This window comes from Vibrio sp. 10N.222.52.C3 (assembly GCF_041474195.1).
GTDB lineage: Bacteria > Pseudomonadota > Gammaproteobacteria > Enterobacterales > Vibrionaceae > Vibrio > Vibrio crassostreae_C.
The window spans coordinates 1-26,429 of the sequence record NZ_JBFRTQ010000015.1 but is presented as its reverse complement, the minus strand read 5'-3'; the positions used below and the strand labels follow the sequence as shown (position 1 = coordinate 26,429).

25 protein-coding genes and 1 pseudogene are annotated in these 26,429 nt (G+C 44.2%); 16 read left to right on the top strand and 10 right to left on the bottom strand.

Translation table 11 applies throughout. The features are described from left to right. The first annotated feature begins 142 nt into the window (after positions 1 to 142). A complete protein-coding gene (locus tag AB4517_RS02160; RefSeq protein ID WP_102319802.1) occupies positions 143 to 631 on the top strand; it encodes a hypothetical protein in 489 nt (162 codons plus the stop codon). A 30-nt stretch (positions 632 to 661) separates the two neighbouring features. Here AB4517_RS02160 and AB4517_RS02155 read toward each other — a convergent pair whose 3' ends face one another. Next, positions 662 to 1,207, bottom strand: a complete 546-nt coding sequence (locus AB4517_RS02155; protein ID WP_102319803.1) for a hypothetical protein — start codon at positions 1,205 to 1,207, stop codon at positions 662 to 664. A 325-nt stretch (positions 1,208 to 1,532) separates the two neighbouring features. Between AB4517_RS02155 and AB4517_RS02150 the strand changes: the two genes are divergently transcribed. Next, the gene (locus AB4517_RS02150) at positions 1,533 to 2,210 is read left to right on the top strand and encodes a hypothetical protein (protein WP_102319804.1); all 678 of its coding nucleotides are present in this window, start codon (positions 1,533 to 1,535) and stop codon (positions 2,208 to 2,210) included. 227 nt (positions 2,211 to 2,437) lie between these two features. Here AB4517_RS02150 and AB4517_RS02145 read toward each other — a convergent pair whose 3' ends face one another. Then, positions 2,438 to 4,564, bottom strand: a complete 2,127-nt coding sequence (locus AB4517_RS02145; protein WP_102398078.1) for a methyl-accepting chemotaxis protein — start codon at positions 4,562 to 4,564, stop codon at positions 2,438 to 2,440. Between the two features lie 193 nt (positions 4,565 to 4,757). Then, positions 4,758 to 5,678 (bottom strand): histone deacetylase, encoded by a 921-nt coding sequence (locus tag AB4517_RS02140; protein ID WP_372110582.1) that lies wholly within the window; start codon positions 5,676 to 5,678, stop codon positions 4,758 to 4,760. Between the two features lie 111 nt (positions 5,679 to 5,789). On the opposite strand from AB4517_RS02140, the gene AB4517_RS02135 reads away from it, so the two are divergent. Genes AB4517_RS02135 through AB4517_RS02125 form a run of 3 tightly spaced genes read left to right on the top strand, consistent with a single transcriptional unit; the run spans position 5,790 to position 7,636 of the window. Further along, positions 5,790 to 5,915, top strand: a complete 126-nt coding sequence (locus AB4517_RS02135) for a hypothetical protein (RefSeq protein WP_017063447.1) — start codon at positions 5,790 to 5,792, stop codon at positions 5,913 to 5,915. A 25-nt stretch (positions 5,916 to 5,940) separates the two neighbouring features. Continuing rightward, complete coding sequence (locus AB4517_RS02130; RefSeq protein WP_372110579.1) at positions 5,941 to 6,627, top strand: SDR family oxidoreductase; 687 nt, start codon at positions 5,941 to 5,943, stop codon at positions 6,625 to 6,627. Then, positions 6,605 to 7,636: a DUF3080 domain-containing protein gene (locus AB4517_RS02125; protein WP_017063445.1), complete on the top strand. Its 1,032-nt coding sequence runs from the start codon at positions 6,605 to 6,607 to the stop codon at positions 7,634 to 7,636. Before AB4517_RS02130 ends, AB4517_RS02125 begins: the two co-directional genes overlap by 23 nt. Positions 7,637 to 7,654: 18 nt before the next feature. Here AB4517_RS02125 and AB4517_RS02120 read toward each other — a convergent pair whose 3' ends face one another. From AB4517_RS02120 to AB4517_RS02110, 3 genes are all read right to left on the bottom strand, one after another. After that, entirely contained in the window at positions 7,655 to 9,649 is a 1,995-nt protein-coding gene (locus AB4517_RS02120; protein WP_017063444.1) for a DNA topoisomerase III, read from the bottom strand. Positions 9,650 to 9,764: 115 nt separating this feature from the next. Further along, positions 9,765 to 10,313: an NAD(P)H nitroreductase gene (locus AB4517_RS02115; RefSeq protein ID WP_017059376.1), complete on the bottom strand. Its 549-nt coding sequence runs from the start codon at positions 10,311 to 10,313 to the stop codon at positions 9,765 to 9,767. 207 nt (positions 10,314 to 10,520) lie between these two features. Continuing rightward, entirely contained in the window at positions 10,521 to 12,530 is a 2,010-nt protein-coding gene (locus tag AB4517_RS02110; RefSeq protein ID WP_372147819.1) for an FAD-dependent oxidoreductase, read from the bottom strand. A 279-nt stretch (positions 12,531 to 12,809) separates the two neighbouring features. On the opposite strand from AB4517_RS02110, the gene sppA reads away from it, so the two are divergent. After that, the gene (gene sppA, locus AB4517_RS02105) at positions 12,810 to 14,660 is read left to right on the top strand and encodes a signal peptide peptidase SppA (RefSeq protein ID WP_372147818.1); all 1,851 of its coding nucleotides are present in this window, start codon (positions 12,810 to 12,812) and stop codon (positions 14,658 to 14,660) included. A 118-nt stretch (positions 14,661 to 14,778) separates the two neighbouring features. Next, the gene (gene ansA / locus AB4517_RS02100; RefSeq protein WP_017063439.1) at positions 14,779 to 15,795 is read left to right on the top strand and encodes an asparaginase; all 1,017 of its coding nucleotides are present in this window, start codon (positions 14,779 to 14,781) and stop codon (positions 15,793 to 15,795) included. A gap of 143 nt (positions 15,796 to 15,938) precedes the next feature. Here ansA and AB4517_RS02095 read toward each other — a convergent pair whose 3' ends face one another. Beyond that, positions 15,939 to 16,220, bottom strand: coding sequence for a YeaC family protein (locus AB4517_RS02095; RefSeq protein ID WP_010437067.1), 282 nt, complete (start codon positions 16,218 to 16,220; stop codon positions 15,939 to 15,941). Between the two features lie 113 nt (positions 16,221 to 16,333). Between AB4517_RS02095 and AB4517_RS02090 the strand changes: the two genes are divergently transcribed. Continuing rightward, positions 16,334 to 17,140 carry a DUF2989 domain-containing protein gene (locus AB4517_RS02090; RefSeq protein ID WP_017059380.1) on the top strand — a complete coding sequence of 269 codons (807 nt, stop codon included), beginning with the start codon at positions 16,334 to 16,336 and terminating at the stop codon, positions 17,138 to 17,140. Positions 17,141 to 17,315: 175 nt separating this feature from the next. Here AB4517_RS02090 and msrB read toward each other — a convergent pair whose 3' ends face one another. After that, complete coding sequence (msrB, locus tag AB4517_RS02085) at positions 17,316 to 17,753, bottom strand: peptide-methionine (R)-S-oxide reductase MsrB (protein ID WP_080582205.1); 438 nt, start codon at positions 17,751 to 17,753, stop codon at positions 17,316 to 17,318. Positions 17,754 to 18,072: 319 nt separating this feature from the next. Here msrB and gap point away from each other — a divergent pair, with 319 nt between their 5' ends. The 6 genes from gap to AB4517_RS02055 all read left to right on the top strand — a co-directional run bounded on the left by gap (position 18,073) and on the right by AB4517_RS02055 (position 24,790). After that, complete coding sequence (gap, locus tag AB4517_RS02080; RefSeq protein WP_017059382.1) at positions 18,073 to 19,068, top strand: type I glyceraldehyde-3-phosphate dehydrogenase; 996 nt, start codon at positions 18,073 to 18,075, stop codon at positions 19,066 to 19,068. A 242-nt stretch (positions 19,069 to 19,310) separates the two neighbouring features. After that, positions 19,311 to 20,195, top strand: coding sequence for a D-hexose-6-phosphate mutarotase (locus tag AB4517_RS02075; RefSeq protein WP_017059383.1), 885 nt, complete (start codon positions 19,311 to 19,313; stop codon positions 20,193 to 20,195). 111 nt (positions 20,196 to 20,306) lie between these two features. Beyond that, the gene (rlmA, locus tag AB4517_RS02070) at positions 20,307 to 21,122 is read left to right on the top strand and encodes a 23S rRNA (guanine(745)-N(1))-methyltransferase (RefSeq protein WP_017059384.1); all 816 of its coding nucleotides are present in this window, start codon (positions 20,307 to 20,309) and stop codon (positions 21,120 to 21,122) included. 75 nt (positions 21,123 to 21,197) lie between these two features. After that, entirely contained in the window at positions 21,198 to 22,151 is a 954-nt protein-coding gene (locus AB4517_RS02065; RefSeq protein WP_372137764.1) for a ChaN family lipoprotein, read from the top strand. 276 nt (positions 22,152 to 22,427) lie between these two features. Beyond that, on the top strand, positions 22,428 to 22,781 hold the full coding sequence (locus tag AB4517_RS02060) for a hypothetical protein (RefSeq protein ID WP_372110572.1): 354 nt from the start codon (positions 22,428 to 22,430) through the stop codon (positions 22,779 to 22,781). A 122-nt stretch (positions 22,782 to 22,903) separates the two neighbouring features. Beyond that, a complete protein-coding gene (locus tag AB4517_RS02055; protein WP_017063436.1) occupies positions 22,904 to 24,790 on the top strand; it encodes a BCCT family transporter in 1,887 nt (628 codons plus the stop codon). A 106-nt stretch (positions 24,791 to 24,896) separates the two neighbouring features. Here the strand turns inward: AB4517_RS02055 and AB4517_RS02050 are convergent, their stop codons facing one another. Continuing rightward, positions 24,897 to 25,334 (bottom strand): YcgN family cysteine cluster protein, encoded by a 438-nt coding sequence (locus AB4517_RS02050; RefSeq protein ID WP_017059388.1) that lies wholly within the window; start codon positions 25,332 to 25,334, stop codon positions 24,897 to 24,899. Positions 25,335 to 25,493: 159 nt separating this feature from the next. Here AB4517_RS02050 and AB4517_RS02045 point away from each other — a divergent pair, with 159 nt between their 5' ends. Continuing rightward, entirely contained in the window at positions 25,494 to 25,742 is a 249-nt protein-coding gene (locus AB4517_RS02045; RefSeq protein WP_017059389.1) for a YkgJ family cysteine cluster protein, read from the top strand. A gap of 20 nt (positions 25,743 to 25,762) precedes the next feature. On the opposite strand, the pseudogene AB4517_RS02040 reads toward AB4517_RS02045, so the two are convergent. Beyond that, positions 25,763 to 26,104, bottom strand: a pseudogene (locus tag AB4517_RS02040) (DDE-type integrase/transposase/recombinase); the annotation flags it as partial. A 140-nt stretch (positions 26,105 to 26,244) separates the two neighbouring features. Between AB4517_RS02040 and AB4517_RS02035 the strand changes: the two are divergent. After that, positions 26,245 to 26,429, top strand: a 185-nt coding sequence (locus AB4517_RS02035) for a LacI family DNA-binding transcriptional regulator (protein WP_372147817.1), incomplete at its 3' end; no start/stop codon positions are given.

The window sequence follows — 26,429 nt, the reverse complement described above, 5'->3', positions numbered from 1 at the left end:
GATATATTTTAATATTAATCAGTCACTTAAAATCTAAAAGTCCACTTTAATGGACTTTTAGCCATGCTTTCAATCGAGATGACCTATAAGTGCATTATGGTGTACTTATAGATAGAGCATAAAATCACTTTCGGTAGAACCAATGAACATTTTATATTTTGACCCGCGCTCTCTTCTTTACTCTTCGAACTATTTAAATCAAAACGATGACGTTCGTCGTATTTATGAGTTACAGCCATTTTTAAGCAATACTGATTTGCTAATGAAAAATGTGACACCCGATAGAAAAGGTGCACAGCGTTTGGCTGATGCAGCAAACAGTGTAGGCTTTCTTTTGTACCCGACTGGAGAACGATTCACGCGTGAATTGTTAATTAAGCATACTGTATTTACTGAAAATCAATTAGCAGCGTTTGTTGATTTGACCTATAAAGTTAGGCTTGATGATAGAGATCCCGTGCGTCTAATGTTAGCTCACGCCAATGCTTTAAATGCGACTTGGTTTATCTGCGGAGACGTTGCGACAGACGATAGACTTAAAGCATTTACAGGGAAAGCGCTTTTAAGTGCAATAAATGAAGGTGTAAGCGACAGTTTGATATCTCAAATTAACAAACTGTCTCACATCTAACAGAGAGAAAATGGAATAATAGTCATAACATTACACATCAATATCAACGGTCGTGGTCTTGACTGAGCGCTGTCTTCCAGTTAGTACATCTTGTATGAAAGCTTCAACCGCTGCTTCATTATTTTGTGACACCGCATCCACCAAACTTCCATGGAATCGTACACTTAAACGATCTAATTCTAATCCAATTTTAATAAGGTCTTCTGGTGTTTTACAACGCTGAATAGATAAATCACTCACTAAAAAATGATGTAATACTAAACCGTCACTTTTTTTATCGGTTATAAAGTCAAGCGCATCAATAGCATCAAACTTTGATGCTATACGCTTAATTGACGACATCATTAACTCATTTAGTGTGCCATCAATAACCTGACAGGTCGGGAGCCATATCCCTCCCGCCTCATCTTTAATAAAAAGTAATTCGCATTTCTTACAATGATGTATGACATGCTTTTCTAACAGCCCAACTGAAGAGCTAAACTCTGATAAAGTTAAGAAATGGTTTTCATTAACAATGCTTTCTCGCTGTTTTTGGCGTTCTCGATTGAACCATCCGTTAAAATATTCGTCCATAACAATACTCAGTTGGGTTGGCTATCATAAATCGGAATACAACATGAGGTATAAACACGAGAAGTGCAAGTGATTTATGAGCAAGAGAAATAGAATTATTATAACTTAAATAATTGTTTTAAAAGAGAAAGGTAACATTATAGCTTGACGTATTTAAGTGCGTCGTATAGCCTAATCAAGGCTCTGGGAGAGCCTACTTTTGTCGCTAAAGTGAAACAATACGTGTCCCTTTAAAAATCTGTTTAGTATTTTCATTGTTCTGTAACTTTTGATTTTGTGAGCGACACACATTCAAAATGTTGTGGGACATAATGGAAAATAAACAATGACTACATCATACATACAACCCATTTCTCCTTTTGCATCGACAGTTGTAACCAGTAAAGATTTAAACAAAGCGGTTGATAGCTTTCTACAACGACGTTCGCTAACTAGTTTAAGTACTTCAGTAGTTTTTCGAGAACAATTACATACGATAGTTCATCGAAAATTCGGAAAATTCAGTGAAAATCAGCTTCGCATGTTTTACTCAGTCCTATCGAACACTGAACCACACTTCTGTCCTTTAATTTTGCAAACTGACTTTGTAAGTCAAATCAAAGAGTTAATATCGACACATCGTCATATTTACCAAATTCATGCATTTGACCTTAACCTTTCGATACTTTTCTTTTTCCGAGATGAGAAAATGTATATTCTCGATGTGGTTGATTTATCCACTCTAGGACTAGAAAAACTAGGAAAAGTCTACAATATTAAAGCATTAGATGACCCAAAGTTAAGACGAGATTTGGAGTGTGCGAGATATATTCAGTCTGACAAGATAAGTAAACGGCTTGAGAAGCTAATCAAGTTGATTTGGAAGAGTGGGACTCAAATGGTTTGCTTTGCTTTATCAAAGTCAAGCTGCAAAAACTTAGAGTGCGTATTGGCTAATATTCCAGGGTATGAAGATCATGATTTTGTGGGAGCATGGTTTTCTAAGGTTCACTATAGCGATTAACTAATTGACATTCTTACAATAAACGATATAGTCAATTGCATTATACAATTGTTTTAAGTGACTATAACACCTTGCTTTAAGGTATTGTTATAAAACGGTTTTATTTAATTTCTTGTGTTGGATATGGGGTTCAAATCCCTATCCCTCCACCACTTTAAAGAAAGCCGCTGAGAAATCAGCGGCTTTTTTGTATCTGGCGTTTGCGTAAAGAACTTACGTATTTTCCACTACGCCACCTTTCGGCTCACTTCAAAACGCCCAATCAATTGGTCTAAACGGCTCAATGCATTGCCCATCAAGGACACTCGACGTGCGAGTTGCTTAGTAGACAGTTGTAAGTCAGATATTGAACGTTGGGCTTTATCTGCCGTTTGTCCATTTTTCTGACTGTTTTCATCTAAGTTAGACATCGTGGTAAAGAGGTCACTCACCGCTGATTGAATTTGCTCACTGCGAGCATTTGAGTCGACTGTTAAGTTTCCTTTACTCACATTCTCGACACCTCGCTCCATGGACTCAACAGCACTGCGAGACTTACTATGCAGCTCTTTCATTAGGTCACTAATATGGTTAGCAGCTTGTGAAGTTCGGTCAGCCAGAGTTCTTACTTCAGAAGCGACGACAGAGAACCCTCTCCCGTGTTCACCTGCTCTTGCCGACTCAATGGCCGCATTCAAGGCCAAAAGGTTAGTCTGCGCGGTAATGTCAGTAATGATATCTATAATGTCAGACACCTTAGTCATTTCATTATTCACCTCATTCACGCTATGCGCCGAGCTTTCTACGATATTGCGAACAATCTCCATGCCTTCGACGGACTGATTGTACTCCTTCTCTGCGCTCAGGACGGCTTGTTTCATCACCGTGTCCATTTGCGTTGCTGAGACACTCGCATGAGTAATTTCGCTCTGTTGATACTGACTCAACTGAAGCATATTGCTCAACGCTTGTGATGCATCATCACTGGTTTGCTTCATCACGACACTGCGACGAAACATCGATTCCGAAACCTCTCTAACTTCGTGACTCGCATGGATCAACTCACTCACCGTGTTATCTAAATTGTCGATAAAACTGTTAGTCCAGCGCCCTAGGTTGCCAAGTTCATTATGACTGAATGTGGTGGGATCTAGTCTCCGACTTAAGTTGCCATCACCTTCGGCTAAGGTCTGCATTACCCCGGTCATTTCGTGAATCTTCTTCGCTAGTGGTTTAGCGCTAACTAAACGGAATAAGCCCAATGAAAGCAACGCGCAAGCGAACATAATGCCACTCTGTATAAAAGGTGTGAGTGTATAAAGGTTGGCAAACAGTAATGGAACAAATAGAGGCAGTAGCATGCAGCTGATGAAGTGCTTAGATAAGGTATAACTTAGACTTCGGTCTCTGTAGACCTCTTCTAAATCGGACTCACACATCATGCCAAAGGTATCTGGTGAACCATCCAATTGAAAGGTGATACCTTTGCCAATAACGGGTATGTGGCGATAGTCGGAATACCCGGGATAATCTATAAACAGGTTACTGCCATTTTTAATGGTTTCTCTCACGCCTGGGTGAAGCTGATTAGTGGCTGGGTCTGTAAAGCGAATCTCAAATTCGGTGTGGTGCTGAATCTTAACCGTTCCCCAATCAGTATGAATCCCTTGCTTTAAGTTCTCGCCGTGTGAAAAGGTATTATCTTCAAAGCGAGAACGAGAGAGCGCAACACCCGGCTGAGTATGAGGATCATGAATGGAGTCGACCATAAAGATATAGTTATCACCCGACTCGCTATAAATATGCCCCGCTTCTCTCTGAATAATGTCACCAATAACATCATTTGGAACACGACCACATAAGAATTGTTGTGGCCCTTCATCCCGAGAAAAGGGGACATAAAACATCAACGTCACTTGGTCATGAAACGATGAACTCGAGGCCCCTACGTTCAACGTGCGTGGATCCATATACGGCCCATGAAGATAACGCTTTGAAGCCCCTTCAACTAAAGCCTTCTTGTCTCCAAGAGTAACCCCTATATGTTCATGATAACTCGATGCTTGTGCGATCCCCTTGGCATCGACGATCGCCAACTCAGAAAAATCCGTACTGCGTTTAAGAAGACTAGCTAACGTCCCCTGAGCTTGTTCTTCCGTTCGACTTGCTAAATAAACCGCAGAGTCTTCTAAAAAATCCCATTGATTCTTGACCCAATTATGCAGAAGTTGAACTCGCGTGTGAGCAATACTTTCAAAAGCTTGTTCAAGCTCTTCCGTCCTACTTCTATTGAGGAAACAAGCTCTGCGCATAGCCAGTTTTCCTGTTGCGCCAAACCAATTAAGCCAACTACGTTCCTTGTCCGTCAGGTTCATTTTTATCCCTTGTGTTTTTATAGACACATGGGTAAAGCAATTTACAGACCACAATTAATCACACAAATACGTAACTAATTAATAAAAAAGAACTTTAAATGATCCATAATGGTGCAGCTGTGTCTTTTATGGTGCAATATGCGCTTATTTCACACCATCATTTCAATGAGCTATCAGGCGCCAATTTGAGAGGCTAACTGTAAACATGATAAGCCGCTTTTAACAGTTGCATGTGAATCGGCACCAGATCTTGGTGTTGAGTGCGGTATCCGCCACCGACTACGCTGGCCATCGGAATAGACTCTGATCTCGCTAATTCAATCATGAAACAGTCGCGTTCAAATATCCCTTGTGTCGAGACATTCAAATAACCCAGTTCATCGTCTTGATGGATATCGATCCCCGCATCATAAATAATCAGATCAGGTTGATGGTGAGCAATCGCTAACTTAGTGACTTGTTCAAAACAACGTAAGAACTCTTCATCCTCTGTTTCACGACTTAACGACACATCTAAATCAGATAGCGGTTTTCGTGCAGGGAAGTTTTTGTCGCAGTGGAACGACAGAGTAATGATGTCGTCGTTCTCTTGGCAAAGAGTTGCTGTGCCATCACCATGATGAACGTCGCTATCAACGATCAGCACTTTATCGATATGTTCAAAGGTCAGCGCGTGTTTTGCCGCTAAGACCAAATCGTTCAACAAACAAAAACCACTGCCAAAATCATGATGCGCGTGATGATAACCACCACTCAAATGAATCGCTAAACCACTCTCTATTGCCATTTCAGCGGCCAAGCAGGTTCCACCACTTGAGTAGAGTGTTCTTTCGATAAGTTGCTCACTCCAAGGGAAACCGATGCGTCTCATCTTTGCTGCAGGCAAATTACCAGATACAAGCAAATCGACATATTCACTATCGTGTACCTGCTTTACTTGTTCTATCGAAACAGGCATTGGTTGGCACACTTCAAACTTGCTCTTCCATCGAGGTTCACTATCTATCAGCGCCTCAACAGCACTATGCAACAACTGATATTTGTTAATTGGGTAACGGTGACCTTCTGGTAAAGGTAACTGCGAATAGATTGGGTGGTAAATTAAAGGAATCATAATCAGGCTAATTGCGTATCTTTCTCAAAATCATAACAGTCTCAGACTTGGCGACAACCCTAATTAATGATAATGATTATCGCTACCATTAATTAAAGAAAAGAGATAACAATGAAAAACGTAATACTCATCTTTGGGGTGATCTGCGGCTCAGCGGCAGCAGTAATGATTTTTGTAGGAATGCTAATGGCCAGTTGGTGGAGCGTTGATTTTCTCGTGTTAAGCCATCAAACTTAACTAATTGAACTGAAAAGGAATCACCATGAGCGTTATTTTTATTACTGGAGCGAACCGCGGCATTGGCTTAAGCCTGACTCGACAATACTTGGAAGGTAACCACAAGGTGTACGCGACTTATCGTGATACCCATTCAGCAAAAGAACTGCTCTCACTCGCAGACCACAACACCAACCTTACCTGCATTCAATTAGAGATAACCGATTACCAAGCAGTAAGCCAACTCCCTTCGCAAATAGAGTCGATTGATATCTTGATCAACAACGCTGGCTACTATGGTCCAAAAGGCTATGGGCTGGGTAATACCGATGTTGAAGAGTGGCGTCGTGTATTCGAAGTCAACACCATTGCTCCGCTGAAACTTGTCGAAACGCTATTGCCTTTATTAGAAGACAGCCATATCAAAAAGGTCGCTTGTTTATCCTCTAGAGTCGGCAGTATGTCAGAGAACACCTCAGGCGGCGGTTACATCTATCGCTCCTCTAAAGCCGCTCTAAACTCCGTGGTGAAGAGCCTAAGCAACGACTTAACCGATGATGGCTTTACGGTGTTAGCACTGCATCCAGGTTGGGTGCAGACTGAAATGGGTGGCCCTAATGCTCTGATCGACACCGACACTTCAGCTTCCGGCCTGATTGAAGTCATCGAGTCAGCGAATACCGAAGTGAGTGGTCACTTCTTCAATTTGGATGGCAGCGAAATTGACTGGTAATCCACAGATGAATGCAGGGCATCTCTCAAACCTAGTTAAGCACTCAACGCTGTTTTGTCTAACAGTGATGCTAGCTGGCTGTTTCAGTGATGGCCCCGGCGACTTGTTCGACGACTATCAAACAAAGATAGCCAGAGTACAAGATGCTGACGAGATAATAGAGGAATGGGAATTTGAAAGCCTACCGAGAAAACGAGAACTGCTGCTTGACGTGCCCTCACTCTCTATCGGCCTCATCGACAGCTACCAGCTTCGTCAGTGTGGATTGTTCAATCTGATTGCAGAAAGAAATTCGGTTCTGGGCAAGGTCGCGGATGAGTTTCGTAATTACGATTATCAAGTCGCGCTACTTGAAGGCGTGGGCAAATGTTTATCCAGTAATGAATTAGACCCAGAGATCGTAGAATTACTAAGAGAAATTGAGCAACAGAAACTCGCACAGTTTCCACTGCATCAATGGAATCTCATCTATGCCAGCGATGCTATGCAGTCACAAATGCGGGGTAGTCAGTGGTTACGCGCTGATATAGGCGATCAGGTACGACAAACCAGTGATGCGTTAGAACACATCAATCAAGCGTTAAACACATCGCTCGTTTCCGGCAAAACCACTGAGGTTCAAGAAGTATTAGAGAAGAGTTCGACCCTTGGGGATTTATACTACTCGCTCGCTCGGGCGTCAGTTGAGCTTGATACCATCACCAAACAGCTGACAACTTTTGATGACAAGATCATCTGTGGTAAACAACGAGACACCACTAAGTTCCGCTATCTCAACAATGTGTTCGAGCAACAATACATAGGTAAGGTTCAGCCTTACATGGCGCAACTGGATGGCTACTATCAGCACATAGCCCCGCAACTAGGAATGTTTGACGCGCAACCTGAACTGCACAGTTATTACTTTCCCATCCAAGATGCACATCAAGCCTTTCGATCATCCACTCGTCGCCATGTTGACTATTGGCAGCAACTGTTTAAACGTTGTGGCCGTAAAGTCGGTCGCTAATCCTAACCTCAATAAGTCTTAGCTTTTAGTGCTCTTTTTAGCGGAAGTACCTTTCTTAGCATACGTACCTGTCTTGGCGTAAGACTTCTTCGCCCCACCGCCTTTACGACGTTTAAACGCTGGTCTTTCGACTTTAGGAAGGTGGCGGAGTGATTCAGGAACTTCTCCCGTTTTTACTTTACCCATTAAACCATCAATCTTGCTTTCTAGCGCTTGCATAAAAGGTTGATACGCTTGATTGCGTTCTGCCATGCCTTGCAACTGGTGCTCCCAGTGCGCTGTCATGTCTGGAAAGGTAGAATCCTCAGGTAAGGCATGAATCAAGCCTCTGCCCGCAGGGCTACTGTGAATACTCTTACCTTGGCGCGTTAGCAGCTGCCTTTTGAATAAAGTATCGAGAATACCCGCACGGGTGGCTTCTGTGCCAAGGCCATCGGTTTCTTTCAAAATGGCTTTGAGATCTTTGTTCGCAACAAAACGCGCGATACCTGTCATCGCTTGAAGCAATGTCGCTTCCGTGAAGTGTTTTGGTGGCTCAGTTTTCTTATCACCAATCACGCCTTCACGGCACGTCAACACCGTACCTTTATCCAATGGAGGAACCGTATCCGTGCCATCCCCTTTTTCTTCGGTATCCGTTTTACCCATCAACACCTTCCAACCCGGGTTGATAAGCTGACGCCCTTTTGCGATGAACACGCCACCAGCGATATCAAAGACCAGCTTAGCATCAGCAAAAACCGCAGGTGGGTAAAACTGCATTAGATACTGACGAGCGATTTGCTGATAGATTTTCATCTCGTTGGCAGACAGGCCGTTCACCGATGACTTCTTCGGAGTAGGAATAATCGCGTGGTGAGCATCGACCTTACTGTCGTTCCATGCTTTTGATTTAAGAGAAAGGTCCGCACCTTGAGCGCCACTTTGCAGCTCTTTCGCATTGTTAGCGATAGCATCAACGATCGATTCTCGCTGCGAGTAGTGCTCTTTAGGTAGATAGCGGCTATCAGAACGTGGGTAAGTGATGAGTTTGTGTTTCTCGTACAATGACTGACACGTATCTAACACCTGTTGAGCACTCATACCAAAACGCTTAGACGCATCAATCTGCAAGGCTGACAGCGAGTAAGGCAGTGGCGCAGCTTGTTTACTTTGCTTTTGCTCTGATTCCGTCACCGTCGCGGGTTGATTCGCAATTCGGTTAGCCACATTCTCAACCAGCTTTCGATTGAGCACGCGCCCTTCTTCATCTTGCCATGGTTTACATGCTTCGCTTGGCTTCCAACGCGCACGAATATCAAAGCTCTGGCCGTGATTTTGATAAGGGATCAAAGCGTGCAAAGTGAAGTAATCTTTCGGAATAAAGTTTTCGATCTCTTCATCGCGCCTTACCACCAAACCAAGTACAGGCGTTTGTACTCGCCCGACCGACAACACACCTTGGTAGCCAGCCTTTTGACCGAGTAAGGTATAAGCACGAGTCATGTTCATGCCATACAGCCAATCGGCTCTAGAGCGCGCTAATGCGGAAATAGAAAGCGGAATAAAGTCACGGTTGCTGCGCATTTGAGAAAGTGCACGTTTTACGGCAGGTAAGTTCAAGTCGCTGATCAGTAGCCTGTCCATCGACTCTTTCTTAGCCTTAGAGACTTTGCAGTAATCAATCACTTCATCAACCAGCAACTGCCCTTCTCTATCCGGGTCTCCGGCGTGAACAATTTGAGTGGCGTCCTTCAATAGCTTTCGGATCACCGTGAGCTGTTTGCTTGAAGTCTTACGCGGTCTTAGCTGCCATTGCTCCGGCACGATAGGAAGATCGGCTAAATTCCACTTCTTATAACGGTCGTCATAAGCATCCGGCTCAACCTGCTCCAATAAGTGTCCAATACACCAAGTCACCACATCCCCATTGCCACATTTGATAAACCCTTGGTCTTTCTTTTGTGGATTAGGTAGTGCAGCGGCGATCGCGCGGCCGAGGCTTGGTTTTTCAGCAATAATAAGGCGAGACATGTTTTTCCAGATGCTACAAACAATTAGAGCCACATTATCTAATGTGGCTCTAATAAATCAAGAAAAACTGGTTGTTTATACAGTTAGCATTCCACTATTCAAGCTTCAGCTTTCTTTATAAAAACTCAACGAACTTAGAGAAGTCGCGCTCTGGCACTTTCATTGGTGTACAGCCTGGAGTGCCTAGGTATAGGAAGCCAACAATTTCATCGTCGCCTTCTAGGCCAAATGCTTGGTGTACTTCTGGGTGGAACATCCATTTACCTGAGCGCCAAAAGCCTTGGAAACCTTGTGCGACTGCGGCCATTTGCATCGCCTGTGCAGCACAACCCGCAGACAGATGTTGTTCGATAGCAGGCACTTTCTCGTGCTCAGTTACTTTGGCAATCACAGTAATCACCATCGGAGCTCGGAACGGCGCTTTTTTTACTTTCTCGATAACCGCTTCTTCGCTGTCATCCGCTTCAGCGGCGCGCACCAAGATGTCTGAAAGCTTTTGTAGGCCTGAACCTTGCGCGATAACAAAGCGCCATGGTGTTAGTGCACCGTGGTCTGGAGCACGCAGCCCTGCTTTGATGATGTTTTCTAACGCCACACCTTCAGGTGCCGGATCAGAGAGTTTTGCGATTGAGCGTCTGTTGAGCAATAGATCCAAAGCATCCATTTGAAGTCCTTACTATTTCTTTATTATTTGTATACTTGAACTTTAGCACAGAATACAAACGATAATAAATCTCAACGGCTGTCCATTTAGGCTAGATTAGAAACAATAAAGGCTCCTAAATCTATGACTTAGGAGCCTTGTTCAAAATCTAACTCAGCAAATTAAGTAACAATATCTACTGATAAGATTACAGTTTGATAGCTGATTCTATAACTTAATCGCTAGCTCAACACCTTGACGAATTGCGCGTACTGCATCCAATTCACCCGCGTAATCGGCGCCGCCTATCACATGCAGTTTGCCACCAAACTCTTGCCACATGTCTTCGAATGGACGAACTGACACCTGACCTGCACATACGATAACCGAGTCAGCATCCAGCACCTGCTCTTTCTTACCAACGCTGATATGCAGACCTTGGTCATCAATCTTGTTGTAGCTCACGCCACCCAGTAGATTAACACCGCGTTTTTCTAGTGTGCGTTTGTGAATCCAGCCTGTAGTTTTGCCCGGACCTTTACCAACACGACCCGCTTTACGCTGCATCACCCACACCGTTTTATCGCTGAATGAATCAGGGTAAGGGTAAAGTCCGCCTGGGTGTTCCATATTCTTATCGATGCCCCACTCATGCAGCCAATCGTCTAGGCTGTGTGAAGTCGGTTCTGTCAGCATGGTTGCCACATCGACACCAATACCACCAGCACCAACAATCGCGACCTTTTCGCCTACTGGTGTCTTTTCACGAATCAAGGTTTGGTAATCGACCACGTTTTCTTGGTCAATGCCCTCAATATCGAGCTTTCTTGGCTCTACGCCAGCCGCCATCACGACTTCATCGTACTTCAACAACATCTCAAACGTTGCCTCAGTATCCAGTTTCAGGTTCACGCCTGATGCGTCGATTTGGTTAGCAAAGTAGCGAATCGTTTCTCTGAATTCTTCTTTACCCGGAATCTGCATTGCCAATCTAAACTGACCGCCGATACGGTCATTTTTCTCAATCAAGTCAACCTTATGCCCACGCTGAGCTAAAGTCGTTGCACAGGCTAAACCGGCTGGGCCTGCGCCGACAACCGCAATGGTCTTAGTCGCTTGCGCTGGCTGAACAACAATTTCAGTCTCGTAACAAGCGCGTGGGTTCACCAAACAGCTCGCACGTTTACCTTTAAACACGTTATCAAGGCAAGCTTGGTTACAACCGATACAGGTATTGATGAACTGAGCTTGGTCTTGAGCTGCTTTATTAACAAAATCCGGGTCTGCCAAGAATGGACGCGCCATAGACACCATATCAGCCTGCCCAGAGCTAAGAATACGTTCGGCCTCTTCTGGCGTATTAATTCGGTTACATGTCACCACTGGGATCGACACGTATGGTTTCACTTTTTCCGTCACCCAAGAGAATGCGCCTCGTGGTACTTGCGTCGCGATAGTCGGAACACGTGCTTCATGCCAACCGATACCGGTATTGATAATAGTCACGCCTGCTTCTTCCAGCTTTTGAGCCAATAGAACAACATCTTCAAAGGTGCTGCCTTGCTCAACCAAATCCAGCATCGACAGTCGGAAAATAATAATGAAGTCGTCACCCACTGCTTCGCGAATCGATTTAACAATCTCCAGCGGGAAACGCATGCGCTTCTCATAAGAACCGCCCCATTCGTCGTAACGCATGTTGGTACGCTTACAGATGAATTGGTTAATCAAGTAACCTTCAGAGCCCATGATCTCAATACCGTCATAGCCAGCAACCTGAGCTAGCTCTGCACTATTGGCAAAGGCACCGATGGTCTTTTTGATCTGACGAGGGCTCATCTCACTCGGTGCGAACTTAGCGATTGGCGCTTTAATACCCGAAGCACTTTGCGCGAATGGGTGCATCGCATAGCGGCCAGCATGCAGCAACTGAAGGGCAATCTTACCGCCATGCTTGTGCACGGCCTCGGTAACAACTTGGTGAGCTTTTGCATGCTTCACTTTACTGAATTCAGCACTAAATGGGGTTAATCTGCCACGTAAATTAGGAGAGAAACCACCGGTAACAATAAGGCCAACGCCTCCTTTTGCTCGCTCTTCATAAAACGCGGCGAGTTTGTGGAGACCTTCTTTATTTTCTTCTAAACCTGTATGCATTGATCCCATCAATACACGGTTACGTAACTGGGTAAATCCAAGATCGAGTGGTTCAAGTAAATGTGGGTACATGGTAGACATCACTTCTATTATTTTATCCTTGTGGTCTGACCACAGTATAGTTCAATTACCAAAAGTTCAAACAACCGTTTACATTTTTGTAACACCGATCATAATGCTGAAGGTATTAATCGTTCAGAAGCCCTTAATTTGACTACACTTAATGAGAATATATATCGATTAACAATTCTTGGTGTAGTTTGAGCTTGGGAATTATCGTAGGATACTAAGCAGTTCATATTATTGAGATTAATGGTACTACGGCTTGTTAAAGCGACGTGATCTCACTGCGGAGACAGAATGAAAAAAATATTCAAATTTATAGGCATGTTCTTTAAAGGGATTTGGAAGCTCATTACGTTTGTACGTCTTGCGCTGGTTAACCTAGTCTTTTTACTCAGTATCGCCATCATCTACTTTGTGTACTTCCATTCAGATACGGCTCAACCGACGGTTCCTCAGGATTCGGCTTTAGTGCTTAATCTGTCTGGCCCTATTGTGGAACAAAGCCGCTATATCAATCCGATGGATTCGGTCACAGGTTCACTACTTGGCAAAGACCTTCCAAAAGAGAACATCCTGTTTGATATCGTTGAAACGATTCGCTACGCAAAAGACGATGACAAGGTTACTGGTATCGTTTTAGCTCTCAAAGAGCTGCCAGAAACCAACCTGACCAAGCTACGCTACATTGCTAAAGCATTGAATGAGTTCAAAGCAACAGGCAAACCGATTTATGCGGTGGGTGACTTTTACAACCAAAGCCAATACTACCTAGCCAGCTACGCAACTAAGGTCTTCCTATCACCAGATGGTGGGGTTCTTCTTAAAGGCTATAGCGCTTACTCGCTTTACTACAAAACGTTGTTCGAGAAACTAGACGTAAACACGCACGTGTTCCGTGTGGGCACTTATAAGTCAGCTATTGAGCCTTTCATTCGTGATGACATGTCAGACGCAGCGAAAGAGTCCGCTTCTCGTTGGTTAAGCCAACTATGGGGTGCGTACGTTGATGACGTCAGCAACAACCGTCAAATAGACGCTAAGACACTGAACCCAAGCATGGACACCTTCTTGAAAGCACTTGAGTCTGTGGACGGTGACATTGCAAAACTGGCCGAGAAACTTGGCTTAGTGGATGAGCTAGCGACACGCCAGCAAGTTCGACTAGAGCTTGCCGATGTTTTCGGCAGTGACGGCCAAGACAGCTACAACGCGTTTGGTTACTACGAATACCGTACAACCATGCTTCCAAACATGACTAGTGAATCACACGACGTTGCCGTGATTGTAGCGAGCGGCGCAATTATGGATGGCAAGCAACCACGTGGCACCGTTGGCGGCGATACCACAGCAGCCCTACTGCGCCAAGCACGTAACGACGATAAAGTGAAAGCGGTTGTACTTCGTGTCGATAGCCCAGGTGGCAGTGCCTTTGCTTCTGAAGTTATCCGTAATGAAATAGAAGCGATCAAGCAAGCGGGTAAACCGGTTGTTGTGTCGATGTCGAGCCTTGCTGCTTCGGGTGGTTACTGGATCTCGATGGGTGCGGATAAGATCCTAGCTCAGCCAACCACACTAACGGGTTCAATTGGTATCTTCAGTGTTATCACCACCTTCGAAAAAGGGTTGAACGATATTGGTGTTTACACTGATGGCGTTGGCACCTCACCTTTCTCAGGTCTTGGTATTACAACTGGACTTAGCGATGGCGCGAAAGACGCGTTCCAAATGGGCATTGAAAACGGATACCGCCGATTCATCAGCCTAGTTGGAGAAAATCGCGGTCTGGAAGTCGATGCTGTCGACAAGATTGCTCAAGGTCGAGTTTGGACAGGTCAAGATGCGATTCAGAAAGGCTTAGTCGATGAGATTGGTGATTTCGATGATGCGGTTGCAGCTGCGGCTTCACTTGCAGAGCTTGAAAGCTACAACATCTACTGGGTAGAAGAGCCACTTTCGGCCACTGAACAATTTATTCAAGAATTTATGAACCAAGTTCAGATGTCGATAGGCCTAGATATTCAATCGATGATACCAAGCAGTTTACAGCCTGTTACTCAGCAGTTAGCTCAAGATAGCCAGCTGTTAGGCAGCTTTAACGACCCACAAGGCCGATACGCTTTCTGCTTAAATTGCCAAGTTCAATAAGTTGAGCCAATAACTCAATGACTAAGGGGTACCTCTGTGTGAGGTGCCTCTTTTTATTGCATGATAATTCGCTATAATCGCCCCCCTGTTCCCTACATCACACTAAGTATTAATCGCCATGGAAAGAAAACACATCTATATCGCGTACACCGGCGGCACAATTGGCATGCAGAAGTCTATTGACCACGGCTATGTTCCAGTCGCAGGTTTCATGGATAAGCAGCTAGCTGGCATGCCTGAATTCCATCGCCCAGAGATGCCTAAGTACACCATTCACGAATACTCTCCATTAATGGACTCTTCAGATATGACGCCACTTGATTGGCAGACTATCGCTGATGACATTCGCGCGAACTACGATAAGTACGATGGTTTCGTTATCCTGCATGGCACAGACACTATGGCTTACACTGCCTCTGCACTGTCTTTCATGCTTGAAAACCTCGGCAAACCTGTGATTGTTACGGGCTCTCAGATCCCACTAGCAGAGCTTCGTTCAGACGGACAAGCAAACCTGCTGAATGCGCTACACATTGCCGCAAACTACCCTATCAACGAAGTGACACTGTTCTTCAACAACAAGTTGATGCGTGGTAACCGCAGCACAAAATCACACGCAGATGGCTTCAATGCGTTTACGTCTCCAAACCTGAATCCATTGCTAGAAGCGGGTATCAATATCCAACTTAGCAATAACGTAAAGGTAAACGAACAACCTAAAGGTGCTTTCAAGGTTCATAACATTACTCCGCAACCTATCGGCGTAATCACAATGTACCCAGGCATCTCACACGAAGTTATCCGTAACACGCTATTACAACCTGTTAACGCGATGATTCTGCTTACTTTCGGTGTGGGTAACGCACCACAAAACCCAGAACTGCTTCAGCACCTGAAAGATGCCTCAGAGCGCGGTGTTATTGTGGTGAACCTAACTCAATGTTTGGCTGGTAAAGTCAACATGGGTGGTTACGCGACAGGTTGTGCACTAGCAGAAGCGGGCGTGGTGAGTGGTTACGATATGACACCAGAAGCGGCACTGGCGAAGTTGCATTATCTATTAAGCCAAAACCTAGGCTACGAAGAAGTGAAGGCTCAGATGCAACAAGTATTGCGCGGTGAGATGAGCTTATAACCTGTTCAAGGATTCACGTTAAAGCCAGTTATTCTATGAAAGTAACGGCGGCTTAACGTGAACTAAATCGTTTTATTGCTTATAAATAAACGAGTTAAACTAAAAGGGGTGGCACATTGCCACCCCTTTGTTGTAATTTAAGCTTAATGATTCGGGTTAACCCTAACAATGTCTTCTTGATCTGACTTAAACTGTTTCTTTAGTTCAGACTTAGATTTAAAGCTAATCTCACCACCAGCTGCAATTGTCATATGTTGAGCTTCAGAGTTATGTTTAGATTGGTATAACATAACCGCTTGCATACACGAGTCGCGCTGTTCTTTTGAGAGCGCCGTACCTTCTGGCCATTTACCCGTTTCAACTGCGTAGGTTAAACGTTCGTAGACCTCGGGTGTCATTGCGCTAAGAAGTTGTTCTGCATCCATGGTAAAGCCTTAGTTTTAACAATTTTCACCAGAAAATAACCCGTAACAGAATTGAGTCAAGAACCTGACCGATAATAAGTGCATCTGATCACAAGTGAAGGAATATGAAAATTATGAAATGGTTGGCGATTAGCCTATTGCCTTTCACTCTGGTTGGGTGTCTTGAAGGGAACAAAAATACCGATCAACTGTGCCAAAGCAATCCGGGTCTTCAGTGTGAACAATTGAACATGAACGATGGGCAATGTCGTGTCGCACGTACCGACCTCATCTGGCATCGATTTGAAGTTCAGAAGCAACCCACCGAAATCAACAAAATTAAAGAATTCGAATTAGTCACTGCCTACAAAAAGTGCCTAGAGCTCGCGGCACAGATCGAAACGATCGATCAATCTAAGCTGCAAGAGCGTCGCTTTACCTCTTTAATGCACAGTATCGAAGAGTCTGAGCGCATTGTTGATGAGCTATCGAAATCTGATACACCGGAAACGCTTTACTTCTTGTGGTCGCAAACTGGGGACACCAATGCCAGACGCAGTTTCCTACAACTAGAAGGCTCTGAAGCGTTAAACACAGCTGAGATGCAATATGCCTTGGCAACCTTCTATACCACCCGCAATCATATAAAGACACTTAAGCTACTCAATAATGCGCTAACGCTTTCTAATGGCTCGGTAGCCAACACTGAAATCTTCAAGTCGATGGCCAGTATCAACCACAGCCTGGGACATATGGAAAAAGCGTACGTTTGGGCAATGGTTGCCAAAGACTTTGACGTGCCGATTGCTTCTGAAGCCGAGCTCACGGTGTTGTACCATTTCGACAAGGCAACCTATAAGAAGCTAAATAAAGACGCAGATAACATCGTCGAAGCGATTGAGGATGGAATTTACAGCCCTTCAATCGTCCCGAGTTACTGATCGCTTCATTTATAGTGTTCTTACTTAAGCTTCTTATTCACCTGCTTTCAAATAAAAACAGCTACCTTTTTGGTAGCTGTTTTTATTTGTACTAGAGTTAAATCTGAAATCTTGGGCGTTTCAGCATTCCTAAATCGACAAATGCGACCTGTAAGGATTAGACAATAGTTACAAGTTATTTCGTACTTTCGTCATTTTTGTTGAAAATTAACGACACTGAATTAACACAGAACCGTTCACCTGTGGTCTTTGGGCCATCTGGAAAAACGTGACCTAAATGGCTATCACAGGCGGTACAACGGATCTCTACACGCTTCATTCCGTGACTTAGATCTTCTATATAGCGTACTGCTTCATCATTCACTGGGGCATCAAAGCTCGGCCAACCACACCCAGAGTCATATTTGTTATCCGACAGAAACAAAGGGCTTTCACAGCATGTGCAGCTATAGACGCCAGTCTTATGGTTGTGCAGTAACTTGCCGCTATATGGGGCTTCAGTACCACGCTCACGACACACTGAAAATTCGTCGTCCGTTAGGCGCTCACGCCAGTATTCATCAGGCTTTATCATATTTCCTCCCTTTTGAATCACGTTAATATCTCTCCACATTCTCAGTTATTATATTTACTTTTTTCTATAAAGGCTTGCATATGAGTCGTTTTGTAGCACATACTTTCTCACCAGGAAACATTGTACATATACACTCATAAGTGAATCATCATTTAGGGGTATTTTACCCAACTGGAAGGGTACAGAGCCACTTGCAATGGTCAATTTTCAATCACTTACACCCAATTGTTAAGAAAAGCGTCGCTTTTTTTTGACATTAAACAAGTTAAGTCGGATTATCTATTGCAGATGTATACTGGATTCTGTAATTTTACTACCAGTTATCTTTAATCAGAAATTAAGTTGTGGAGCAACTACAATGACTATCAAAGTAGGTATTAACGGTTTTGGCCGTATCGGCCGTTTCGTATTCCGCGCAGCTCAAGAGCGTGCAGACATCGAAGTAGTAGGTATTAACGATCTAATCGACGTAGAGTACATGGCATACATGCTTAAGTACGACTCAACTCACGGCCGTTTCAACGGTACTGTTGAAGTTGAAGGCGGTAACCTAATCGTTAACGGTAAAACTGTACGTGTTACAGCTGAGCGTAACCCAGAAGACCTTAAGTGGGATGCTATCGACGTAGACGTAGTTGCTGAAGCAACTGGTCTTTTCCTAACTGACGAGACTGCACGTAAGCACATCACTGCTGGCGCTAAGAAAGTAGTTCTTACTGGTCCTTCTAAAGATGCAACTCCAATGTTCGTAATGGGCGTTAACCAAGCATCTTACGCTGGTCAAGACATCGTTTCTAACGCTTCTTGTACTACTAACTGTCTTGCACCTATCGCTAAAGTACTTAACGATAAGTGGGGCATTGAGTCTGGTCTTATGACTACAGTTCACGCTACTACAGCAACTCAAAAAACTGTAGATGGCCCTTCTGCTAAAGACTGGCGCGGTGGCCGTGGTGCTTCTCAAAACATCATCCCATCTTCAACTGGTGCTGCTAAAGCTGTAGGCGTTGTTCTTCCAGAACTAAACGGCCTTCTAACTGGTATGGCTTTCCGTGTACCAACTGCTAACGTATCTGTAGTTGACCTAACAGTTAACCTAAAAGAAGCTGCATCTTACGAAGAAATTTGTGCTGCAATGAAAGAAGCTTCTGAAGGCGAAATGGCTGGCGTTCTTGGTTACACTGAAGACCAAGTAGTATCACAAGATTTCATCGGTGAAGTTCAAACTTCAGTATTCGATGCTAAAGCTGGTGTTGCTCTAACTGACAAATTCGTTAAAGTTGTATCTTGGTACGACAACGAAATCGGTTACTCAAACAAAGTTCTAGACCTAATCGCTCACATCTCTAAGTAATTTCTTTTTAGAAATCGCTTTAGATAAGCATTAGCGAAGACTGTTTTGAGCAGACTTTGAAAAAGGCGACCTTAGTGTCGCCTTTTTAATGCCTGCTATCTTTTAAACCGCGTCTGTCTAAGCTCATCAAGATAGCCCAAACGCAAAATTCAATTCTAATACTGACTCTGCTTGTTACTCATGAAAACACAAGCATCACTCTAGTCAGCATTTGAATTCAATTTCCTTAGAAGGATCATGTAATGGATTTATCTACTCTACCTGCACTGGCGGTACTTTCTGACAACGTCACTATCGTTGAACACGAAGGTGTAAAACTGGTTCGCGTTATCCACGATAAAGCAAACGCAGCGATTTCACTGTTTGGCGGCCATGTGGTGTCATTCCAACCGCAAGGTCAAGAAGACCTAATTTGGATGAGCCAACAAGCTAAGTTCGATGGTAAAACGGCTCTGCGTGGTGGTATTCCAGTATGTTGGCCTTGGTTTGGTCGCATTGCAGCACCAGCACATGGTTTTGCCCGTTCAAGTGAATGGCAATTGGTTGAACACCGTGAAAGCGAAGCTGGCGTGATTGTTAGCTTAGGTCTGAAGCCAAGCGAAGAGACGCTAGCAGTATGGCCTCATCAGTTTGATGCTCGCTTGAATGTTGAGATCGGCGAACAACTAAAAGTAACGCTGGACGTGAAGAACACTGATTCTCAGCCATGGACTTTCTCTGGTGCACTACACACTTACCTAAACGTTGGCGATATCCACAACACAACCACCACTGGTATGGGTGCTGAGTACATTGATAGCCTGCAAGGTGGCAAGAACTGCCAAGGTGGATCTGAACTGGTACTGACCGACACGATTGACCGCGTTTACACGCAACCAGAAGCGCAAATCTTTGTTGCTGACAAGAAGCTGGATCGCACGCTAACAGTTGAAAACCACGGTCATAACTCTGCAGTACTGTGGAACCCGTGGGCAGAAGGCGCTGCAAGTATGGGCGACATGCAAGACGATGGTTACCTAACTATGATGTGCGTAGAATCAACACTGCACGCGCCAAGCCTAGAAGCCGGTAAAACACTCCGGCCGGGTGAAAACCACCAACTGATCACTGTGATTAGTGCCCAATAACCGTATAAATACAGTTATAAAAAACGATTTTTGAGCGGCTTTATGTCGCTCTTTTACTTTTTGGTTTTAGCTCGTTACACTTGCGCTGTCTATTCTCCTTTAGAGGTCTCCATGACTTACCAATGCCCTTTGTGTCACCAACCTTTATCTCAAAACGATCGTACGTTTAAGTGTGAAAAGAACCATCAGTTCGACCTAGCGAAAGAAGGCTACGTCAATTTGATGCCTGCGCACCACAAACGCTCAAAAGATCCAGGTGACAACAAAGAGATGATGCAGGCACGTCGTCGCTTCCTTGAAGGTAACCACTATGACCCAATGCGCCAAGCGGTGGTGACGTTGTGTTCTCGCTATCTACCAGAAGAGACGCCTAGCCTATTGGATATTGGTTGTGGCGAAGGTTATTACACCAACGAAATTGCTGTGAATCTTCAAGAAAAGAAAGGGGCTACTTTTGGCCTAGACATTTCTAAGATTGCTATCAAATACGCCGCTAAACGCTACCCTGCTGTCGACTTCTCAGTTGCATCAAGCCATCGCCTACCCTTTGCTGAAAACAGCTTAGACGGAATTCTACGCATTTACGCGCCTTGCAAGGCTGAAGAGTTACAACGCACCATCAAAGATAATGGTGTGGTGATCACCGTGACACCAGCTAGCCGACACCTGTATCAACTGCGTGATGCAATTTATGATGGCGTTCGCTTGCACGACGAAGATCCAGAAGTGATCGAAGGTTTTACGCTTGAGCATCAAGAGCAACTAAACTATATGATGGAACTATCGGGGTCAGATGCATTCGACCTGCTACAGATGACGCCGTTTGCTTGGAAGGCGAGTGAAGAGTTTAAACTACAACTCACCGAGGCAGAGCAATTCAACTGTGAAGCTGACTTTATGCTGCGAGTGTACCGCAAACAAATTTAATTGATATTGATTATCGTTTGCATTGAAATCTTATCTTGCCTCCTTTAGTATGCGTGTTCTTCAAGGAGGCATTTCATGCAACGTATTATTCTTATCGGATTAGCTACTCTTCTCACGGCTTGTGCTAGTCAACCTGCAAAAGACACTTCTCAAAAAGTGGCTCAAACGGAATCCGTTTCCACATTCTATGACTACCAGTTCGCTTCTCCACAAGGCGAAACACTTTCTCTCGATGCATTACCCGAGCAGCTGATTGACGCTGATGTGGTTCTAATTGGCGAATGGCACACGCATTCTGCCATTCACCGCTTCCAAACCGACTTCTTAAAAGCGCGCCGCAACGCAACATCAAACATTGCGCTTTCAATGGAACAGTTCACTCGAGAGCACCAAGCCACACTTGACCAATACTTAAACGGCGAAATTGGCGAACAAATTCTCATGTCTCAAGCGGCAGCTTGGCCAAATTACGAAAGTGATTACCGCGCGTTAGTTGAGTTCGCAAAAGCCAACGACGTCGATGTTATTGCGGCAAATGCACCAAAGCCATTCGTGCAGTGTATTGGCCGTAAAGGATTGCCTTACCTAGACCAATTATCGACCGAGCAACGCCAATGGATTGCTGCCGAAGTGGATACTGGCGATAGCCCTTACAAAGAAAAGTTCATGGCTTCTATGCATCACGGTACGCCAGAGCAAACAGAAAAGCAGTTTGCCGCTCAGGTTACCTGGGACGAAACCATGGCTGAGTCGATTGTGGATTACCTAGCATCAAACCCTGATAAACAAGTGATTCACGTGGCTGGCAAGTTCCACACCGAGGGTGGTTTAGGGACGGCGGCATCAATTCTACGTCGTAACCCTGATTTAAAAATCGCCATCATCAGCCCGGTTGAAGCGATGTCATCGGATAGCGGTGATTATCAGCTTGAAGTGCTTTCGCCGCCGGCTCGCTTTGTAAAGAAAGAGAACAGAATGAAGGCATACAAGCATCTGTCAAAACGTAGCGCTAGCCTAGAGTGTGAGTAGGATCTGTTGATCCACTCTTCTAAGCTAAAGAGTCGATGGGCTAATCCTAGATAATTAGCCCATCGTCACAACTTGATCACGTTCCCGTCATTCATCCTAACTCTATCTAAAATCAAACATTCTTATCGGCACAAGACTTGCTTAGTAAATAGACGATTTAACCAAGCAGACGAAAATGTAATGTGCGAATAAAAAAACATCACTATCGATGATTAATTGCACAAGTTTTTCACACCTCTGCCGATACTATATTTAAGGATAGGTAAGGAGAGCTATATGACGCCAGTAGGAACGAGTAATACTCAGCTGTATTCGCCTTCGCAGATGAACGCTAAGAGTTCAGCTAACGAAGCTGAAAAGCCTACACCGCTTAAGGTTGAGCAAAATACGGTTAGGCTTTCTGATGAAGGCAAAGCACTCTTATCTGCCCTAAAAGAAATTGATAAAGAAGCGAAGAAAGTCGAAGCAGAAAACGCGACAGTTACCGATAAAGTTGAGTCATTCGCTCATGGTGCCTTGGGTATGGATCACCCAGATAAGATTGAAGAAGAAGATGATAGTTCTTATTCAGCGGGGCAATACCTGTCCGCAGCGGCAACCGTAGGCGGTATTCTTCTCGCACTCATTTAGCCTTGCCAACCTATCGCATTCTCTAGAATAAAAGCGATTTATCGTTACGACAATAGACCCGATTAGGTCTAAAAAACGAGTTCATTCCATAATTCCGCTCTCATTTTAATGGAATAATACTCGTGAAAAACACTTTTGAGCTTATTGATAAGCCGACCTTCTTTGGTGCTATTGCACTCCTACTCACGATAGTTTTCCCGCTCATTTTGTTCCCAGCACAGGGTGCAGACTGGATTGCGGTTGCGAAAACATTCATGACGGACCAACTTGGATTTCTATATCTTGCTCTAGGCCTCGCGGCTTGTGCATTTATGGTTTACGTTGTGTTCAGTGATATGGGACAAATTAAACTGGGCGAAGCCGATGAAGAGCCTGAGTTTAAAACTGCATCATGGGCTGCCATGCTATTTTGTGGCGGTATCGGTGCAAGTATCTTGTATTGGGGCTGTATTGAGTGGGCTTACTACTACCAATCACCGCCTTTCCAACTAGAACCTGGCAGCGAAGAAGCGGTTCGTTGGGCGGCAACTTACGGTTTGTTCCACTGGGGACCAATCGCGTGGTCTATCTACCTGATCCCTGCAATTCCTATCGCTTACTTCTTCTATGTACGTAAACAGCCAGTTCTAAAGATCTCTAGTGCGTTAATGCCTGTTCTTGGTGAACACCGCAGTAAAGGCGTACCCGGAAAAATCGTCGATATCCTTTTCATTTTCGGTCTATTAGGCGGCGCTGCAACAACACTAGGTTTAGCTGCACCTCTAATCACTGAAGGTCTGAATCACCTATTTGGTCTACCTAAAAATAACCTAACGCAAGTGATGGTGCTTTTAGTGTGTACTGCGATTTTTGCTTACTCATCTTATGCTGGATTGGAAAAAGGCATCAAGATCCTAAGTAACATCAACTTCTGGGGTGCAATGGGTCTGTTGGCTTTCGTTCTGATCGCGGGTCCAACAATCTTCATGCTAGAAACAGGCTTAGACTCAATTGGTCGTCTACTGTCTAACTTCTTCGTGATGGCAACGTGGGCTGAACCATTTGGTGGTTACGGTACATTCGAAAACACTCACTTCCCACAAGACTGGACGATTTTCTACTGGGCATGGTGGCTAGTATTTGCACCGAGTATGGGTCTGTTTGTTGCGCGTATCTCTCGCGGCAGAACCATCAAACAAATGGTGTCAGGGTCGATCTTCTTTGGTTCTCTAGGTTGTTTCCTGTTCTTCATGATCTTAGGTAACTACGGCCTATCACTGCAGCTTTCTGGTGAGCTAGATGTCGTTGCCATTTTGAATGCGGAAGGCGCAACCAAAGCTATCTTCTCGATGCTTGCACAATTGCCAATGAGCACGCTGGTTATCGCTGTATTTACAATGCTGTGTATCATTTTCACGGCAACAACATTTGACTCTATCTCATACATCCTAGCGTCTGTTGTACAAAATAACGTGACCGAAGAGCCAATGCGCTGGAACCGTATGTTCTGGGCATTTACTCTGTCGTTCTTACCAACGATTCTAATGTTCTTAGGCGGTCTAAGTACGCTACAAACGGCGGCGATTGTTGGTGGCTTACCACTGCTTGCTATCTCTGTGATGCTGATGATTTCAGCGGTTCGTGCGACTAACCTCGACCTACGTCATCAAGATGCGTATATCGAGCCAACGATCAACATCGAAGAACTGCCAGACATGGACCCTTGGTCTGCTGAAGGTATGGCGTTGGCTCAGTTTGAGAAAGAAAGAGATGCAGCACAAGAAGCCGCAGAACTTGAGCGTGTTGCTTACACAGAACTTGCCGCAGTGAAGAAAGAAATTCGCGCTTATGTGTTAGAACAAGGTTCACAAATGGAAACTCACGAGTTACCAGAGAACCTACAACAAGCACTTGAGCAGGCCGAGAGTAATCTTAGTGCCGCACAAGCGAAAAAGATCGAGTTATCTGAGCAAGCTCAGAATGCTCGTATCACGTTCAATCAGGTGGTTGCAGACTTACCGCTTGCTTGACATTAGCCATGACACAGTCCATTGATTTGGACCCTCCTAAATACGACAAAGGCTCACAGAAATGTGAGCCTTTTTTTTATTCGGGTGATTGACTAGTCTTCGTTAACTAGCGGTTCGGGTGGTTCAAGATGTGATCTTCCCAATCGACAACATCGATTTCGTATACCACTTTGTTACGAACGCTTTCACCTGCTGCATGCATCTCTGTTTTTGATCCGGTGATCAACGGGTGCCATTCAGGAATCGGCTTAGATTCTGATAAAAGGCGGTAAGCACAAGTGTCTGGTAGCCAGTGAAACTCATCGATCTTGTCACGAGTCAGCTTCAAACACTCTTCACCTGAAGTGAAGCGGTTCGGGTAATCTTTACACGAACATGTTTTGTCGTTTAACCAGCTACACGCCACATTGGTGTAGTAAACTTCATCGCTATCTTCATCCATTAGTTTATGTAGGCAGCACTTACCACAACCGTCGCAAAGTGATTCCCACTCATTCTCGGTCATCTGTTCTAGTGTCTTTTCTTGCCAAAATGGATTCGTCATAGGATTACTTCTTACTCTTTTACTGGGGTGCGTGTTATACCGCTAGCCCATAAAAAGTTCAAGGATAATAATTGTTCATTCTTTGATTCAATCAACAGCTGTCACTCTCATCATTTTTTGCTACTATCGCGCACCCTGTTATTTAGTGAGTTTAATTTGATGGAATGTCGCCTAGGTTGTGGAGCATGCTGTATCGCTCCAAGTATTACATCTGCTATTCCTGGAATGCCTAATGGTAAGCCTGCTGGGGTACGCTGCATCCAATTAAATGAGCAAGATCTCTGCAAATTATTTGGTCAACCTTCACGCCCGAAGGTATGTCACCAATTCAAAGCTTGCCCTGTCATTTGTGGTAAAACCGACCAAGAAGCCCTTGATAACCTGATCGAGTTAGAAGCTATTACCTAAGCGTATTAGCCCTTTTCTATATCCCAGCAATTTCTTTTCCTACTCATACTTTGCTTTAGGTTATAGGTGCTTATGAGGCCTCAATAGTCTTTCAAACAATACTGACTACCTCGCTATGAGTAATAACCGTTTCAGGAAACTCTCGGCGAAATAAAGCCATCGATAAGACATCACAGATCAATGAGGCCTTTATTCTCGTACCCATAAACCAACCAATAACTTGCCTTGAATAAAGGTCAATAATGGCAACTAATTATAGCCAATATTTGTTTGTAGCTACGTCGGTGATATCTCCTGCCCATTTTTAAATTAGCAGTCGTTGCACTGAAGACCTGAGCGAGCAAGGCCGTAACTACGGGTATTCAGTTCAGGTCAAGAAGTGGACAATATCTTATAAACTTGAAGTACTATGTGTATATCATCAGGTAGCGTTTTTATTTACTTTGTTGTCAGCCAATATATTGGATAATATGGCAATAATACATTATGGAAGGAAAATGTGATGAGTAAAAAAATGACCATGGCGGAGATTTCAAGACAGCTTGGAATTTCAACAATGACCGTGTCACGTTACTTTAATGACGGTTATGTCTCGGCTGAAAATCGCCTTAAAATTGATGCTATCGTCAAAGAAAATCATTATACCCCTAATATATTTGCTCGTTCCATTCGTAGCCAATCTAATAT